Origin of the sequence: Streptomyces yangpuensis, assembly GCF_024666385.1 — a bacterium.
Taxonomy (GTDB): domain Bacteria; phylum Actinomycetota; class Actinomycetes; order Streptomycetales; family Streptomycetaceae; genus Streptomyces; species Streptomyces yangpuensis.
Genome location: NZ_CP102514.1, coordinates 5,969,044 through 5,986,770 on the forward strand (window position 1 = coordinate 5,969,044; position 17,727 = coordinate 5,986,770).

Below are 17,727 nucleotides of genomic sequence, written 5' to 3' on the forward strand. Positions count from 1 at the left end.
GCACCATGACCCAGTCGTCAGTGGAGTCCAAGACCACCGCGGAGGATGCCGGAGACGGCTCCCGCAATCCCGCCGGGCGCTCTTGGCTCGACCGCTACTTTCATATAACCCACAGAGGATCCAACGTCGGCAACGAGGTTCGTGGCGGTATCACGACCTTCATGGCCATGGCGTACATCCTCCTGCTCAACCCCCTGCTCCTCTCGGGCAAGGACGTCGCCGGAACCACGATGGACGGTTCCGCGATCATCACCGCCACGGCTTTCGCCGCCGCCGTGACCACGCTCCTCATGGGCTTCGTCGGCAAGGTTCCGCTGGCGCTGGCCGCCGGACTCTCCGTGTCCGGTGTCCTCGCCTCGCAGGTGGCCCCCCAGATGACCTGGCCGCAGGCCATGGGCATGTGTGTGGTCTACGGCGTCGTGATCTGTCTCCTGGTCGTCACCGGCCTCCGAGAGATGATCATGAACGCGATCCCGCTCGCGCTCAAGCACGCCATCACCATGGGCATCGGCCTCTTCGTCGCCCTGATCGGCTTCGTCAAGGCCGGCTTCGTCGGCAACGGCGGGGAGTTCATGCCCCCCGTCCAGCTCGGCGCGACCGGTGAGCTGTCCGGCTGGCCCGTCCTGCTCTTCGCGATCACCCTGATCGCCATCTTCATGCTCCAGGCCCGCAAGGTGCCCGGCGCGATCCTGATCGGCATCGTCGGCGGCACCGTCCTGGCCGCGATCCTCAACGCCGTCGTGGACATCGACCCGAAGGCCTGGAAGAACGGCCCGCCGGAGCTGGACGGCTCCGCGGTCTCGATGCCGGACTTCTCGCTCTTCGGCGACGTCTCCTTCGGCGGCTGGGGCGACGTCGGCTACATGACCGTCGGCATGATCGTCTTCACCCTCGTGCTCGCCGGCTTCTTCGACGCGATGGCCACCATCATCGGCGTCGGCACCGAGGCCAAGCTCGCCGACGACAAGGGCCGCATGCCGGGTCTGTCCAAGGCCCTGTTCATCGACGGTGCCGGTGGCGCCATCGGTGGCGTCACGGGTGGCTCCGGCCAGACCGTCTTCGTCGAGTCCGCCACCGGCGTCGGTGAGGGTGCCCGCACGGGTCTCGCCTCCGTCGTCACCGGCCTGTTCTTCGCCGCCTGCCTCTTCTTCACCCCGATCACGCAGATCGTCCCGGGTGAGGTCGCCTCCGCGGCCCTGGTCGTCATCGGCGCGATGATGATGCAGAACGCCCGCCACGTGGACTGGGCGGACACCTCCACCGCGATCCCGGTCTTCCTGACCGTCGTGATCATGCCGTTCACCTACTCGATCACCGCCGGTGTCGCCGCGGGCGTCATCTCCTACGTCGCCATCAAGATCGCTCAGGGCAAGGCCCGTGAGATCGGCGGCTTCATGTGGGCGCTGACCGGAATCTTCCTGGTCTTCTTCGCGCTCCACCCGATCGAGGGCTGGCTCGGGGTCGGCTGACCCCCGTAGTACCGGTCCGGCACCCCGGTGGTGCCGGCCCGGCCCGGCACCCCGGTGGGGCCGGCCGAGCACCGCGGTGATGCCGGTCGTGCGTCGCAGTGGTGCCGGTCACCCGCAGTAATACCCGCACCCTCCACCTGTCCCATACTGGAAACCGAATCCTCCGAGGAGGCCGCACATGCTGGACATCGCCGAAGAGCTGAACCGGTGGGTCGAGCAGGGACGTGACTTCGCCGTCGCCACGGTCGTGGCGGTGGGCGGCAGCGCACCCCGGCAGCCCGGTGCCGCGCTCGCCGTCGACAGCGAGGGCACGGCCATCGGATCGGTCTCCGGCGGATGCGTGGAGGGTGCGGTGTACGAGCTGTGCCGGCAGGCGCTGGAGGACGGCCGGACCGTCACGGAGCGCTTCGGCTACAGCGACGACGACGCCTTCGCGGTGGGCCTGACCTGCGGTGGGATCATCGACATCCTCGTCACCCCGGTCCCCGCCGGCTCCGCCGCACGCGCGGTGTTCGAGGCCGCGCTGGCCGCCGCCTCCCGGGGCGAGGCCGCCGCGCTGGCCCGGATCGCCGAGGGACCGGACGAGCTGATGGGCCGCGCGATGCTGGTCCGTACGGAGGGGCCCTACGCGGGCGGCCTCGGCGGACACCCGGAGCTGGACCGCACCGTCGCCGAGGAGGCCCGCGCCATGCTGGACGCCGGCCGGACCGGCGTGCTGGAGATCGGCGCCGACGGCAGGCTCTGCGGAGAACCGCTGAAGGTGCTGGTCGAGTCGAGCGTCCCGCCGCCGCGGATGATCGTCTTCGGGGCCATCGACTTCGCCTCCGCGCTGGTGCGGATCGGCAAGTTCCTCGGCTACCGGGTCACCGTCTGCGACGCGCGGCCCGTCTTCGCGACGAAGAACCGCTTCCCCGAGGCCGACGAGATCGTCGTGGACTGGCCGCACCGCTACCTGGAGGCGCAGTCCTCGGAGGGCTCGGTGGACGGCCGGACCGTCCTGTGCGTGCTCACCCACGACGCCAAGTTCGACGTCCCGCTCCTGGAGCTGGCCCTCCGCCTGCCCGTCGCCTACGTCGGGGCCATGGGCTCCCGCCGCACCCACGAGGACCGCAACAAGCGGCTGCGCGACGTCGGCGTCACCGAGCTCGAACTGGCGCGGCTGCGCTCCCCGATCGGCCTGGACCTCGGCGCCCGCTCCCCGGAGGAGACCGCGCTGTCCATCGCCGCGGAGATCGTCGCGAACCGCCGCGGCGGCACCGGCGCGGCCCTCACCGGCGCGCACATCCCGATCCACCCGGACGTCGCGACCACGGTGATCGACAGGATCGGATCCGTCGCTTGAAGGAGTGATGGCGGAAGGTGAGGAAAGGGTGCGCCCCGTGGGGGTTGCGCCCTTCTGGCGTTCCCCCTATCTTACCCGCCGGTAATCGGAGGATCACCCTCTCCAGCCCTTCCTCACAACGGAGTTGAGCGGATGTTGCGTACCGTGCGAACCCTGGGCGTGCTGGCTGCGGCCGCCCTGCTGACCGCCTTCACGCCGGCTCCGGCCCCGGCCGCGCCCGCCGCCTCTGCCGCGCCGGCCGGCGGCCTGCGCGAGGTGCTCTTCGTGGGGAACAACTGGGAGGGGACGGCCGACGTCCTCGCCTCCACCGGCGACCTCGCCAAGATCGGCCGGATCGACGTGATCCCCGACAAGGCGGAGCGGCTCCGCGAGATCTACCTCAACCCCGTCAAGCTCGCCTTCTTCCTCGGCATCCGGGAGAGCGCGGGCGAGGGGCACGACCAGTTCGTCGACGACATGTTCACCACCCCGGACGGCTCCGCCGTCGTCGCCTCCCGCCCCAGCTTCGCCGACGTCGTCTCCATCGACCTGGCCTCCGGGCGGATCAACTGGCGCTTCCCGGTGTCCGGTTACCGCTCCGACCACATGGCGGTCTCCCCGGACGGGACCCGCATCGCCGTCTCGGCCTCCACCTCCAACACCGTGCACGTCCTGGACATCGCCACCGGACGCCAGACCGGCTCCTTCCGTACCGGTGACAAGCCGCACGAGAACACCTTCACCCGTGACGGCCGCCACCTGTGGAACAGCTCCATCGGCGAGGTGAACACGGCCCTCGACGCGCCCTGGCTGGACTGGACGAAGGGCGACCGGAAGATCACCGTCGTCGACGCGCAGACCTTCCGCACGGTACGCGTGATCGACATGCGGGAGCGGCTGGACGCGTTCGGCCGCAGGGACCTGTCCGACTCCGTGCGCCCGGTGTCCTTCAGCCCCGACGAGTCGAAGCTCTACTTCCAGGTGTCCTTCTTCGGCGGGTTCCTGGAGTACGACGTGGCCACCGACCGGATCACCCGCCTCAAGGACCTCCCGGCCAACCCGGCCACCGGCACCGACCGCACCGGCTGGGTCAACGACTCCCGCCACCACGGCATGTCGATGAGCCCCGACGGGACGAAGCTCTGCATCGCGGGCACCATGGACGACTACGCGACCGTCGTGGACCGCGCCACCCTCACCGAGGGGCCGCTCGTGCCCGCCGCCAAGCCGTACTGGGCCACGGTCTCCGGCGACGGGACGGCCTGCGTGATCTCCGAGAGCGGCACCGACCGGGTGACGGCCATCGACTTCGCCACCGGTGCCAAGCGGGTGTCCGTGCCCGTCGGTGACCACCCCCAGCGCATCCGCCTCGGCCACGTCCCGGCCTCCTGGACCGGTCCGGCCGGCCGTTAGGAGGCGTCCCCGGCCCGGCGGAGGAGGGTGCGGAAACCGGCCGAACCCGCAGATCGAGCCAATATGGTGTGACTGGTCCCCGATGACCGATTAGTCTCGCGATCGTGGTGGACATCCGTGAGGTACCCGAGGCCGACATCGACCGCGCCCTGGAGCTCGCCTACCTGGTCTTCCATGACCGGCCCGAGAAGGACGCGCGCGAGCGGCACCACGCGCTGCTCGCGCGCTGCGACCGGATCGGCGCCTACGACGGCGACACCCTGGTCGGCTTCATGGCCGCGCACGACTTCCGGCTCTCGGTGCCCGGGGCGGACCTCCCCTGCCCCGGGCTCACCTTCGTCTGCGTCGCGCCCACGCACCGGCGCCGCGGCGTGCTCACCGGGCTGATGGCACGGATGATGCGCCGCGCCGCCGACTCCGGCCGCCCCATCGCCGCCCTCTGGGCCTCCGAGGCCGCCATCTACGGACGCTTCGGCTACGGCGGCGCCACCACCGGCGCCACCGTCGAGATCGACTCCACCCGGCCCCTGGCCCTGCGCATCGACCCCGACCGGCGCCCGCTGCGGCTCGTCGACCCCGAGGACGCCGTCGACGTCATCGGCCCCTTCCACGAGGCGGCCCGCGCGGGCCGCCCCGGCCGCCCCAGCCGCAGCCCCGAGCGCTGGCGCGAGGAGTGGCTCACCGAACAGGACGAGGAGGACGAGGAGCTCAGCCCGCCCCGGATCATCGTCCTGGGCGATCCCGGCGAGCCCGTCGCCGGGTACGTCATCTACCGCACCAAGCCGGAGGACGACGGCGGAGCCACCCGCACCCAGGGCCTGGTCCGCGTCGCCGAGCTGGAGGCGGACACCCCGGCGGTCGCCGCCGCCCTCTGGGAGTACGTGGCAGCCCTCGACCTCACCGGCAAGGTCTCCGCCTGGGGCCGCCCGGCCGACGACCCGCTGCTGCACTTCGCCGCCGACCGGGACCAGGTGCGGGTCACCGCCCAGTTCCCGGCGCTCTGGCTGCGCCTGGTCGACGTACGCGCGGCGCTGACCGCGCGGTCCTGGGCCGCGCCGGTGGAACTGGTGCTGGAGGTCCACGACGCGCGGCTCCCCGACAACGCGGGGCGCTTCCGGCTCAAGGCGGGCCCGCACGGGGCGACGTACGACCATGCCGACGGCGCCGCCGACCTCGCCCTCGACGTCCGCGAGCTGGCCGCCTGCTACCTCGGCGGGACCCGGGTCGCCGACCTCGTCGCGGCCGGGCTGGTCCAGGAGCACACGCCCGGGGCGGCGGACGCCCTGGACGCCGCCCTGCACACGCCCGTACTGCCGCACACGAGCGACGAGTTCTAGGGGGTGTCCGGCGCCGGGCGGTGGTGGGGGTGGGGGCGGGCCGGGGTCCGTCCCCACCGCCCGGTTCACGCGGGCAGGGAGAGCCGGGCGGCCGCCATGCCGAAACCGGGGCCGAGGACCGCGGCGGCCAGCCCGCCGTCCGGCCGGCGCACGTCCTCGGGCCGGTAACGACGGCACCGCGCATGCCAGTTGAGGACGCCGGCGTGCCAGTCCCGCAGTTCCTGCACGTACGTGTCCAGGGCGGTCCGCGCCTCGGCGCCGAGCTTCCAGTCGTCGTAGAGCAGCGGCAGCTGGTCCGCCACGATGTGCTCGAACTCCTCGGTGCGCCGGGTCATCAGCGAGTGGCAGATGTGCAGCGCCTCCGGGTAGCCGATGTCGAAGAAGTTCCGCGTGACCAGGATGTGGTTGTGGACCTCGCCCTCGAACTCCACCTCCTTCTGGTAGGAGTAGACGTCGTTGATCAGGCAGGCCGCGTCGGCGACCGCGTTCTCCAGGGAGCGGATGGTCCCCGAGGCGTAGATCTCCTCGGGAATGCCCCGCCCCCGGTGGCCGAGCCGGCACAGGTACATGGTGAGCCGGCTGCCGAAGGTGCGCCGTCGCATCTCCGCGTAGTCCACCGGGTCCGGGATGCGGTGGTGGACGGCGTTGTCCACCTCCCAGAGCCAGCTCTCCAGCATCTCCACCACCGTCGCCCGGAACTCGGTGCGCTGCTCCACCGGCATGGCGGCGCTCGTACGCACCCACAGGTCGGCGAGGCCGCGCTCCATCGCGGTGGCCGGCTGCGGCGGCGCGGCCTGGCCGACGGGCATCATGGCGATCAGCCGGGCCGTGGCCGCCTTGGCCCCCGCCAGGTCCTTGGCCCGCGCGAAGACCACCGGGTAGTAGTCGTCGGCGTAGGTGCCCCAGGTCAGCCAGCAGGCGTTGAGCGCGAGCTCGTCGGGTGTGGCGTCCGGGTCGAGTCCGGCCGAGCAGAGCGCGAAGTCGTAGCCGCGCAGCCTCTCCTCGGTCCAGATCGCGGAACCGGGATCTCCCGGCTGCGCCTCCAGCAGGCCCGTCCGGCGCGCCCACGCCACCGACTCCTCGCGGGCGTGCGCGAGGTGGGGGCTCAGGGACAGCCGGTGCGGCATGTAGATCTCCGGGATCACGGAGGGCCCGGTGCGCTCGAAGGGGACGTGCGTGAAGGAGCGGCGGCGCAGCTCCATCGAGCGCCGGTTGAAGACGGACCGCAGGTCGAGGGCGCTGGTGCCCGGCCCGGTCGGCATGAAGGGCAGGGTGATCGGGGCGGTCGCCCGGACCTCCTTGTTCATGTAGCGGCTGGAGACCATGTGCCATTCGTGACCGCCGGACTGCCAGTCCTGAAGCCCCTTGGTGTAGGCGAGGACGGCTGCGATCTCGGCCGGCTCCAGCGCCGAGTCGACGAAGAGCTGCGGGAGTTCGGACAGGGCGGTCTGCTCGAACTGCTGGAGGCGGGAGGTCAGCAGGTCGCCCGCTACCTCCGCCGCCTCCTGGGTGCTGCAGCCGAGGAATGTCTCCAGGACCAGCACGGCGTTGGACAGCTCGCCCTCGTCGGTGACCTCCCGCTCGTAGGAGAAGAGGTCGTTCCTGATGTGGACCGCGTCCGAGAAGGCGTCCCGCAGCACGCCGAGCGGGCGCGCGTGCGCGACGCGCGCCGGGACCTCGGCGGCGACGTACTCGACCAGACCGGCCGACCAGGGGGCGCCGCCCACCTTGCGGCGCATCTCGATGTATTCGAGGGGGTTGGCCACCCGCCCGATGCCGATGTTGGCCAGCTCCCACATCGACTCGTCGAGGAGGTTCTTCGTGGACAAGGAGAACCGTTCCCGCCAGTCGGCGGACATCGACGGAACGGTTCGCCGCCACAGATCGGCGAGGCCCGCCTCCACGGGGTTGGTGGGCTCGGGGAAGCCGTCGGCCAGGTCCATCGGCATGAAGGCGGCCAGCCGGTCGAGGTACGCCTTGGCGCCGGCGCGGTCCTGCGAGCGCTTGAAGGTCTCCAGGAAGTGGTCGTCGAAGAAGAACACCCACACGTACCAGTCGGTGACCAGCGACAGTGCCTCGGCGTCGCAGTCGGGGTGGGTGTAGGAGCAGAGCAGCGCGTAGTCGTGCGAGTCGAGGTCGCTCTCCTCCCAGACGCCGGAACCCTCCAGCATCGCGAAGTCGCGCGCCCACTGCTTGGTGTGCGCCCTCGCCACCTCCAGGTGGGGGTTGAGTCGCGCCGGATACGGCACGTAGAAGTCCGGCAGTCGGAACGGCTGCGTCACGGTGAGGTGGGCCCTTCGTCCAAAGGTGCGGGGGCCGGTGGACCGGCCCCCGCAAGAGATCAGCAGCGCCCTACCCGTGCTGTCCCCGGGCCAAGGCGGAGTTCACCGCATCAGGTGACGGAGGTGTCATTGGGCGACGCGCCGGCCTGCCGGGGGATAGGGGACGCCCCGGAGCGCGGCCCGGACGGCGACGGGGCCGGGGTCGGGGACGGATACGGGGTCGGGGACGGGGACGGAGAGGGAGAGGGGGAGAGCTGCTGGCCGAACTGCTCGGCCTGCATCCGGAACATCGACGCGTACCGTCCGCCGAGCGCCAACAGCTCCTCATGGCCGCCCTGTTCGACGAGCCGCCCCTCGTGGAGCACGTAGATGACGTCGGCGAACCGCACGCCGGACATCCGATGCGTGACGAGGACCACGGCGCGCTGCGGCCCCGCGAGCCCCCGGATGCTGTCGAAGGCGGCGATCTCCGCCTCCGGGTCCAGCGCCGAGGTCGGCTCGTCCACGACGATGACGCGGGCGTCCCGGAAGCGCGTCCGGGCCAGCCCGAACTTCTGCCACTGTCCCCCGGACAGCTCCGAAGCTCCCCTGAACACCCGTGCCAGCAGCGTCTCGTAGCCGCCCGGCAGTTTCTCGACGATGCGGTCGGCACCCGCGTACCGGGCCGCGGCGACCACGCCCGCCGCCTGCTCCACCGCCTCCTCGGCCCCCTCCGTCCCGGGCCGCCCGATGGCGATGTTGGTACGGGCCGTCACCGGCCAGCGCTCGAAGTCCTGGGTGAGGAGCGCGACCCGGTCGAAGACCTGCTCCCGGTCGGCGTCCCGCACCTCGACCCCGTCCCAGGTCAGAGAGCCGGAGTCGGGCAGGTGCAGGCCGGCGAGCAGTTTGACGAGGGTGCTCTTGCCGGAGCCGTTCTCGCCGACCAGCGCGACCACGGTGCCCGCCTCGATGGTGAGGGAGACGCCGTCGAGCGCGGGCTCGTCCCGGTCCGGGTAGCCGAAGCGGACATCCTCCAGCCGCACCGTCCCCAGCCGCTCCGGCAGCGGCATCCCGCCGCCGGGGATGGCCCGCCGCCCGGCCTCGGCGACGAACCGCTCCAGGTCCCGTACGTAGAGGGACTCCTCGTGCAGGGTGTTGGTGGTGGCCACCAGCGCGCCCAGGCTCGCCGAGCCGGTGCGCACCGCGATCACGGCGGTGCCGGCGACGGCGAGGTCCATCCGGCCGGTGACGATGAGCGCGGCCATCGCGCCGTACGTGACCAGTGCCGCGGCGCCGGAGAGCGCGGCGGCCAGCAGCTCGGTGGCGGCCTTGTCCCCGGCCAGGCGGGTGGCCTCGGTCTCGGCCACCTCGGCCATGTTGCGGTAGTGGCCCAGGAGGTAGCGGCCGACGCCGTGCACCCGTACCTCGGGGGCCGACGTACGGGAGATCAGCAGCTGGCCGATGAGCCGCGCGGCACGCACGTGCTCGACCCAGGTGATGACGGACAGGTAGCGGCGCTGGGCCACGCGCATCGCGCCCCAGCCGCGCGGGGCGGCGATCAGCAGCAGCATGGGCAGGAGCAGCGGGTGCAGCACGGTCAGCACCCCGGCGGTGGCGACGAGGGAGATGACCCCGCCGAGAGCGGCCACGCAGGCGCCGACGGTACGGCGGGCCGAGGGCGGCCCCCACTGGGCGCTGTCCAGCAGCCGCCGGAACTCCCCGTCCTCGATGGCTTCGAGCTCCACCTCGACGGCGGCCTTCAAGTACTTCTCGTGCGCGGCCCGTTCGACCTTCGGCTCCAGCCGTCCGGCGGCCGCGGTGGACCGGGAGGCCAGTACGGCGCCCAGTACGGCGACCAGCGCACCCGCGGCCAGGGCGGGCATGGCGGCGTGCAGCCGCTCGGCGGGACTGCCCGCGCCGAGCAGCGTACGGAGGACCTCGCTGAGGACGAGCAGCCCGACGGCGGAGGTGACCCCCTGGCCGGCCTCGGAGGCGGCAACGGTGAGCAGCGCGGGCCGGTCGGTGTCCCAGGCCAGGCGCAGGGTCCCGGCGACCATACGGGGCATGGAGCGCAGGGTGGACAGCAGCCGCCCTTCGAGGCGGGCGTAGTCGTGGTGGGACCAGCCGGCGTCGTAGCGCAGGGGCCCGCCGAAGAGCCGCCGCTCGCTCGCCGAGACGGCGGGCTGGAGGGCCGTGGGCCGCTTGAGGAGCCTCATGCGCGGCCACCTCCGCCCGGTGCCGGGTCGAACACCACATGAACGTGCACGGATCGCAAGTTTCCTCCCGAGGCGCTGCGGCTGCGAACTGACGCCGGAAGAACGTGGCTGCTCAGAGCGGCGTCACGGCCCGCGAGGAACGAAAGCCCGCACACACTTGCGACCGCCGCCCGAACCTCAACGGCGGCGCGGGCCCACGCCCGTTCGAATCACCCGGAGGTGTCGATGCCCCCCTTCGAGGGATTGCGCCCCGCCGCGTGCAGAGCGCCGAAGGCCGCCTCCCCAGAACGGGAACGGAGGCTCCCGGGGCCTGGGCGCCGTGATGTGTCGGTGGTGTCTCGTAGGGTTCGGGGGTGAATCGAGACAACTCAGCTGAATCCAGTGGCGGTCACGGTGGCGAGAGCGTCGAGGAGCTGTTGCGGGGGGTGCATGCGCGGCTGTTGCCCGTCGGGCTGGTGACGCCTCAGGTGGCCGGTGGTATGCGGTATGCCCGGGTCGTGGCCGACGAGCTGGTGTTCGCCTATGCCTTCGACGGGCCCACCAGCGTGCGTTCGCTCACCGACCGCGACGTGGAGCGGGTCGGGATCCAGGAGTTGGGGCAGGCAGCGTACGCCAACCTGATGCGGGTGCCCGTCCAGCACGAGGAGATCACCCTCGAAGGGCATGCCACGCTGCAGTCCGTCTTCGGCGACTCGCACTTCGTCGCCTCCAAGGCGCTGTACCTCGGTGAACTCGCGCGGCAGGTCACCGGCACGTCGCTGCCGTCCGCCGGCGCGCTCGTGGTCGCCCCGACCCGGCACCTGCTGGCCTTCCATCCGATAGCCGACGGCTCGGTGGTGGACGCCCTCAACGACCTGGCCATGTATGCCCTGGGCGCGTACGAGGACGGGCCCGGCCCCCTGTCGCCGCGGGTGTACTGGTGGCACCGGGGCGGTCTGACCTCCCTCACCGTCCTCGACGAGGACACGCGCACGCTGTCGCTCGAGCCGCCGCAGGAACTGCTCGCTCTGATGAAGGGCCTGGTCCGCCTCGACCGTGCCGGCCGGATCGTCGTGGATCGGGCCGCCCCGGATCCCGCCGAGCTGACCCGTACGACCATCGAGTCCGTGGCGCGGCTCGCGGAGGATCCGGCGGGGCTCGGTGACGCCTTCGCCTCGGCCCTGGCGCTGGCCCACGTCCGGTGTGTCGCCGATCCCGTCGTGTCCGAGCTCGACACCTGGGACGCGTGGGCCACGGCCGTGCGGCTCGGCACCGCGCTGTTCACCGGCTCGGGGCCGGAGCAGTGGTTTCTGGGCGAGGCGAACACCCTGCGGCTGCCCGCCACGCCCGCGGCCCCGCCCGCGGACGCCCGCGCCTGGCTCGACGCCGTCTACCTCGCGCTCGCCTGCCGCGCGCACGACCAGGTGGCCCGGCTGTGCGGGGTCCCGCTGGAGACGCTGCGGCAGGACGACAGCGTCGACGCCTACGTCCTGCACTGGATCGACACCCTGCGGACCTACCTCTCCGGCGGTCCTGCCGACGCGGTCGTGGAGAAGCTGCTCGCCGCCATGCAGACGTCCCTGCCCGAGGCGCTCACGCACGCGCCGGACGACTTCGTGAACCGGATCGACTTCCAGCCGGTCTCGCTCTTCCACCGCTTCTTCACCCGCGAGCACGAGGCCTTCGCCGAGGTGCTGGCCGAGGCCCTCGCCGAACACGGCGGCTACTGGGGGGATTCCGGGGCGCCGCGCGCCCGGGTGGCGCTCGGGCCGCTCGCCATGGCCTGCCTCGCCCACGACCAGGGCTTCCCGATGGATCCGGAGCGGCTGCCGCACCTGCCCCGGTACCTCGTCGACGGCAAGCGCGTCGAGGACATCTCCTGACACACCGGCGGCGTGCCGCACCGCGAGCTGATTGTCCGATTGAGTTAGGTTTGCCCGCGTATGTGGTGCCGATGTTCCCGGAGGGACACTCATGGCGATCGATCTGGACAAGGTGCTCGACAAGGCGTGGGCCGACAAGCCGCTGGCCGATGTGCTCGCCGCTCCCGTGGCCGCGCTGAAGGGCGTCAGCGAGAAGGACGGCGAGCGCAGCTGAAGTACGTACGGTGGGCGCAGGCGCTCGTGGCGCTGAACCAGACCGTCAAGGCGTAGCGGGCTTCGGGCGGTGCGCGTACTCGGGGTACGCGGATCCGACCGCGAGAAGGCCGTCCTCCCCACCCGCGGAACGGGTGGCGAGGACGGCCTTCGTCGTGTCGGCGGCCCGACGCGGGGCTACTCCGCCTCACCCTCCAGGTTGCCCTCGGTGTCCAGGTACACCTGCCGCAGGGACTCCAGGATCTGCGGGTCCGGCTTCTCCCACATACCGCGGGACTCCGCCTCCAGCAGGCGCTCCGCGATGCCGTGCAGGGCCCACGGGTTGGCCTCCTCCAGGAAGGCGCGGTTCACCGGGTCCAGGACGTACGTCTCGGTGAGCTTGTCGTACATCCAGTCCGCGACCACGCCCGTCGTGGCGTCGTAGCCGAAGAGGTAGTCCACCGTCGCCGCGAGCTCGAAGGCGCCCTTGTAGCCGTGGCGGCGCATCGCCTCGATCCACTTCGGGTTCACGACACGGGCGCGGAAGACGCGCGAGGTCTCCTCGACCAGGGTGCGGGTCTTGACCGTCTCCGGGCGGGTGGAGTCACCGATGTACGCCTCCGGGGCCGTGCCGCGCAGGGCGCGGACCGTGGCCACCATGCCGCCGTGGTACTGGAAGTAGTCGTCCGAGTCCGCGATGTCGTGCTCGCGGGTGTCCGTGTTCTTCGCCGCGACCGTGATCCGCTTGTAGGCCGTCTCCATCTCGTCCCGGGCGGGGCGTCCTTCGAGGCCGCGGCCGTAGGCGTAGCCGCCCCACACCGTGTAGACCTCCGCCAGGTCGGCGTCCGTACGCCAGTCGCGGGAGTCGATCAGCTGCAGGATGCCCGCCCCGTACGTACCCGGCCGCGAGCCGAAGATACGGGTCGTCGCGCGGCGCTCGTCACCGTGCAGGGCCAGGTCCGCCTGGGCATGCGCCCGGACGAAGTTCTGGTCGGCGGGCTCCTCCAGCGAGGCCGCGAGCCGCACCGCGTCGTCCAGCAGGCCGATCACGTGCGGGAACGCGTCACGGAAGAAGCCCGAGATGCGCAGCGTCACATCGATGCGCGGCCGGCCCAGCTCCACGAGCGGGATCGGCTCCAGCCCGGTCACGCGCCGCGAGGCCTCGTCCCACACCGGCCGGATGCCGAGCAGCGCCATGGCCTCGGCCACGTCGTCGCCCGCCGTGCGCATCGCGCTCGTGCCCCACAGGGACAGGCCCACCGAAGCCGGCCACTCGCCGTTGTCGGTGCGGTAGCGCGTCAGCAGGGAGTCGGCCAGGGCCTGGCCCGTCTCCCACGCGAGGCGGGACGGCACGGCCTTGGGGTCGACCGAGTAGAAGTTGCGGCCCGTCGGGAGGACGTTGACCAGGCCGCGCAGCGGGGAGCCGGAGGGGCCCGCCGGGACGAACCGGCCGTCCAGGGCCGCGACCACATGGGCGATCTCGTCCGTCGTGCCGGCCAGCCGCGGGACCACCTCGCGGGCCGCGAAGGACAGGACCGCCGCGACGTCCGCAGGCCGGTCCGCCGCGACCGGGGCGACGGCGTCCGGCGCCCAGCCGGCGTCCTCCATCGCCTGGACCAGGGCGCGGGCCTGCTCCTCGATGTCGTCCGCGGACGTACGGGTGGCCTTGGACTCGTCGAGGCCCAGGGCCTCGCGCAGCCCGGGCAGGGCCGTCGTACCACCCCAGATCTGGCGGGCGCGCAGGATCGCGAGGACCAGGTTGACCCGCGCCTCACCCGTCGGGGCGCCGCCCAGGACGTGCAGACCGTCCCGGATCTGGGCGTCCTTGACCTCGCACAGCCAGCCGTCGACGTGCAGCAGGAAGTCGTCGAAGCCGTCGTCGTCCGGACGCTCCTCCAGCCCCAGGTCGTGGTCGAGCTTCGCCGCCTGGATCAGCGTCCAGATCTGGGCGCGGATGGCCGGCAGCTTCGCCGGGTCCATCGCGGAGATCTGGGCGTACTCGTCCAGGTGCTGCTCCAGGCGTGCGATGTCGCCGTACGACTCCGCGCGCGCCATCGGCGGCACCAGGTGGTCGACCAGGGTGGCGTGGACGCGGCGCTTGGCCTGGGTGCCCTCGCCCGGGTCGTTGACCAGGAACGGGTAGATCAGCGGGAGGTCGCCGAGGGCGGCGTCCGGCGCGCAGGCCGCGGACAGGCCCGCGTTCTTGCCGGGCAGCCACTCCAGGTTGCCGTGCTTGCCCAGGTGGATCATCGCGTCGGCGCCGAAGCCGCCGTCCTCCGCGCGCGCCTGGATCCAGCGGTACGCGGCCAGGTAGTGGTGCGAGGGCGGCAGATCGGGGTCGTGGTAGATCGCGATCGGGTTCTCGCCGAAGCCGCGCGGCGGCTGGATGAGGATCAGGAGGTTCCCGCGGCGCAGGGCGGCCAGGACGATGTCGCCCTCGGGGTTCGCCGAACGGTCCACGAACATGTTGCCCGGGGCCTCGCCCCAGTGCTCCTCGACGCTTTCGCGCAGCTCGGCCGGCAGCTCGGCGAACCAGCGCCTGTAGTCCGCGGCCGGGATGCGGACCGGGTTGCGGGCCAGCTGCTCCTCGGTGAGCCAGTCCTGGTCGTGGCCGCCGGCCTCGATCAGGGCGCGGATCAGCTCGTCGCCGTCGCCCGAGACCAGACCGGGGATCTCGGTCACCGGGCCGAAGTCGTAGCCCTCGGCGATGAGGGTGCGCAGCAGTTCCACCGCGCTCGCCGGGGTGTCCAGGCCGACCGCGTTGCCGATGCGGGAGTGCTTCGTCGGGTACGCGGAAAGGACGAGCGCGACCTTCTTGTCCCGGCGCTCGATGTGGCGCAGGCGCGCGTGGCGTACGGCGATGCCCGCGACCCGGGCGGCCCGCTCAGGGTCGGCCACGTAGGCGGGCAGACCGTCCTCGTCGAACTCCTTGAAGGAGAACGGGACGGTGATCAGACGGCCGTCGAACTCGGGCACGGCGACCTGCGTCGCGGCGTCCAGCGGGGAGAGGCCCTCGTCGTTCTCCTCCCAGGAGGCGCGGGAGCCGGTCAGGCACAGGGCCTGGAGGATCGGCACGCCGAGCGCGGCGAGCGCGCCCGCGTCCCAGGACTCGTCGTCCCCGCCCGCCGAGGCGGTGGCGGGCCTGGTGCCGCCGGCCGCGAGGACGGTGGTGACGACCGCGTCCGCGGAACCCAGGGCCGCGACGAGCCCCGGCTCCGGGGTGCGCAGGGAGGAGACGTAGAGGGGGACCGGCCGGGCGCCGTGGGCCTCGATGGCCTCGCAGAGCGTGTGCACGAAGCCGGTGTTGCCGCTCATCTGGTGGGCGCGGTAGTAGAGCACGGCGACCTCGGGGCCGTCCGTGCGCTGCGCGGTGCGCTCCAGGGGCCCCCAGGTGGGGGCGGCGGCGGGCGGCTCGAAGCCGTGGCCGGTGAGCAGGACGGTGTCGGACAGGAACCGGGCCAGCTGCCCGAGGTTGGACGGGCCGCCGTGCGCGAGGTAGGCGTGCGCCTCGGCCGCGATGCCGATCGGCACCGTGGAGGCCTCCATCAGCTGGGCGTCCGGGGCCTGTTCGCCGGTCAGGACCACGACCGGGCGGGTCTGGCCGGGCGCCAGCAGCAGGTCCAGGCCGTCCTGCCAGGCGCGGAGGCCGCCGAGGAGGCGTACGACGACCAGGTCGGCCCCGTCGAGCAGGCCGGGGAGGTCGTCGAGGGGAAGGCGGGAGGGGTTCGCGAACCGGTACGGGACGGGGGCGTCCGCCGTGTTCGCTGCGCGGGCGCTGAGCAGATCGGTGTCGGACGTCGACAGCAGCAGGATCATGCGGCGGCAGGCCTTCCTCGGGGTTTCCGCGCCCCGGGCAGTGAGGACAGCGGGAGTTCCTGACTCACCCGGCCGTGTGGCTCTGCCGGGTTCACAGTGGCGGGACCGCGCCGGATTCGCACCGGGCTTCCTCCCATGTCGCCGTCCTCGGCGACGGCGGACCGTATGGGCCGCCGGTGGTCATCCTAGGTGGCGTTTGCGGTGGTCGGGAGTGGGGGTGGCGGGTGGCTCCGCCGGTGGCTCCGCCGGCGGGGGCGGGTTCGGTGCGGCGGTGCGGCGCGGTTGCGGGGGCTCTGCGGGTGGCTCCGCCGACTGGGGCGGGTTCGGTGCGGCGCCGTTGCGGGGGCTCTGCCCCCGGACCCCCGCGCCTCAAACGCCGGCGAGGCTGAAAATGCGCGCCTCAAACGCCGGCGGGGCTGAGAGTGCGCGGCGAGGCTGGAAGGGCGAGGCGAGGCTGGAAGGGCGGGGGCGGGATGGCGCTGGGGGTGCGGTGGGTGACGGAGGGTGGCGGTGGACACAGTTCCGGGCAGGGGAATCGTGGGTATGCTCGCCGCCATGCCCCAGCCCCCCTCCGCCGTATCGCGGGACGAACCCGTCATACGGGACCGCGGTGACGCCTGCCCCGGCGCGCTCAGGCTGCACGCGGCGGACGACGGGTACCTCGCGCGCGTCCGGATCCCCGGCGGCGCCCTGACCGCCGCGCAGGCCGCGCACCTCGCGGCCGCCGCCGACCGGTTCGGCGACGGGCACCTCGAACTCACCTCCCGCGGCAACGTGCAGCTGCGCGGCCTCGCCGAGGGCTGCGGCACCGGCCTCGCCGCGGTGCTCGACGCCGCCGGGCTGCTGCCCGCGCCCGCCCACGAACGCGTACGCAACATCGTGGCCACCCCGACCTCGCAGGACGTACTGCCCTGGGTGCGCGAGCTGGACCGGCTGCTGTGCGCGAACCTCCGCGTCACCGCCCTGTCCGGCCGCTTCCTCTTCGCCCTCGACGACGGCCGTGGCGACGTGGCCGCCCTGGAGCCGGACATCACCGTGCTCGGGCGGTGCGGCGACCGGGCGCTGGTCCGTCTCGGGGCGGCCGCCGGAGCCGTCGCCGTCGCCGACGAGGACGCCCCGCGGGCCGCGCTGCTCGCCGCCGAGTACTTCCTCGACGCCGTGGACGCGGCCGGCACCCGCGCCTGGCGGGTGGCCGAACTCGCCGCCGGACACGCCCTGGACGACGGGGAGTTCGCGGCCCGGCTGGCCGCCGCCGGCATCGGCGCCGTCCGCGAGACCGAGGTGGACTGGCCGTACGCCGCACCGCCCCGGCCGTGGGGACGCGGCCCGGGCCCGCGCGGCGACCTGTGCGTGCTGCCCCCGCTGGGCCGGATGACCACCGGCCAGTGGCGGGTCCTGGTACAGGTGGCCGGGCACGGCGACGGGCTGCGGATCACCCCCTGGCGTACCGTCGTGCTCCCCGACGCCCCCCTCCGCGGGCCGGTCGACGGCCCCGCCCTGCTGGAGGACGCGGGCCTGGTCGTCGCCGCCGACAGTCCCTGGCAGTCCGTCACCGCCTGTACCGGCCGCCCCGGTTGTGCGAAATCCCTGGCCGACGTACGCGCCGACGCGCGCGCCCTCGTGGAACGGGCGCGGGGGCCGCTGCCCGTGCACTGGTCCGGCTGCGAGCGCCGGTGCGGCCACCCGCGGGGAACGCAGTGGGTCGACGCGCTCGCCACCGCCGACGGATACCGGCTCTCCGTGCACGGGCGGCCCCTGCCGCCCCGGCCGGACCTGGCGGCCGCCCTCACGGCCGCCCGCGAGACCACCTCATCACCCCAGAGTCCGAAGCCGCAGTGAA

The 17,727-nt window shown here is 72.8% G+C and carries 10 protein-coding genes and 1 riboswitch; of the genes, 7 read left to right on the forward strand and 3 right to left on the reverse strand.

All coding sequences use genetic code 11. From position 1 onward, the window contains the following. Positions 1 to 5: 5 nt before the first annotated feature. The 4 genes from NRK68_RS27190 (at position 6) to NRK68_RS27205 (ending at position 5,540) form a co-directional block, all read left to right on the forward strand. Positions 6 to 1,469, forward strand: coding sequence for an NCS2 family permease (locus NRK68_RS27190; RefSeq protein ID WP_183069273.1), 1,464 nt, complete (start codon positions 6 to 8; stop codon positions 1,467 to 1,469). A 178-nt stretch (positions 1,470 to 1,647) separates the two neighbouring features. Continuing rightward, positions 1,648 to 2,811 (forward strand): XdhC family protein, encoded by a 1,164-nt coding sequence (locus NRK68_RS27195; RefSeq protein WP_183069272.1) that lies wholly within the window; start codon positions 1,648 to 1,650, stop codon positions 2,809 to 2,811. Between the two features lie 132 nt (positions 2,812 to 2,943). After that, a complete protein-coding gene (locus NRK68_RS27200; RefSeq protein ID WP_183069271.1) occupies positions 2,944 to 4,203 on the forward strand; it encodes a YncE family protein in 1,260 nt (419 codons plus the stop codon). 107 nt (positions 4,204 to 4,310) lie between these two features. Then, on the forward strand, positions 4,311 to 5,540 hold the full coding sequence (locus tag NRK68_RS27205; RefSeq protein WP_183069301.1) for a GNAT family N-acetyltransferase: 1,230 nt from the start codon (positions 4,311 to 4,313) through the stop codon (positions 5,538 to 5,540). Between the two features lie 65 nt (positions 5,541 to 5,605). Here NRK68_RS27205 and NRK68_RS27210 read toward each other — a convergent pair whose 3' ends face one another. Together NRK68_RS27210 and NRK68_RS27215 are read right to left on the reverse strand one after the other, a co-directional pair. Beyond that, positions 5,606 to 7,822, reverse strand: coding sequence for a terpene synthase family protein (locus NRK68_RS27210; RefSeq protein WP_257857024.1), 2,217 nt, complete (start codon positions 7,820 to 7,822; stop codon positions 5,606 to 5,608). 110 nt (positions 7,823 to 7,932) lie between these two features. Beyond that, positions 7,933 to 10,017, reverse strand: a complete 2,085-nt coding sequence (locus NRK68_RS27215) for an ABC transporter ATP-binding protein (protein ID WP_257857025.1) — start codon at positions 10,015 to 10,017, stop codon at positions 7,933 to 7,935. A 479-nt stretch (positions 10,018 to 10,496) separates the two neighbouring features. On the opposite strand from NRK68_RS27215, the gene NRK68_RS27220 reads away from it, so the two are divergent. Next, positions 10,497 to 11,879 (forward strand): immunity 49 family protein, encoded by a 1,383-nt coding sequence (locus NRK68_RS27220; RefSeq protein WP_257857026.1) that lies wholly within the window; start codon positions 10,497 to 10,499, stop codon positions 11,877 to 11,879. Between the two features lie 91 nt (positions 11,880 to 11,970). Next, a complete protein-coding gene (locus NRK68_RS27225) occupies positions 11,971 to 12,093 on the forward strand; it encodes a hypothetical protein (RefSeq protein WP_257857993.1) in 123 nt (40 codons plus the stop codon). Between the two features lie 176 nt (positions 12,094 to 12,269). On the opposite strand, the gene cobN is transcribed toward NRK68_RS27225, so the two are convergent. After that, positions 12,270 to 15,887, reverse strand: a complete 3,618-nt coding sequence (cobN, locus tag NRK68_RS27230; RefSeq protein ID WP_257857027.1) for a cobaltochelatase subunit CobN — start codon at positions 15,885 to 15,887, stop codon at positions 12,270 to 12,272. A 40-nt stretch (positions 15,888 to 15,927) separates the two neighbouring features. Beyond that, positions 15,928 to 16,055: riboswitch (cobalamin riboswitch) on the reverse strand. A gap of 387 nt (positions 16,056 to 16,442) precedes the next feature. Here cobN and NRK68_RS27235 point away from each other — a divergent pair. After that, positions 16,443 to 17,726, forward strand: coding sequence for a ferredoxin-like domain-containing protein (locus NRK68_RS27235; protein ID WP_257857028.1), 1,284 nt, complete (start codon positions 16,443 to 16,445; stop codon positions 17,724 to 17,726). Position 17,727: the final 1 nt, after the last annotated feature.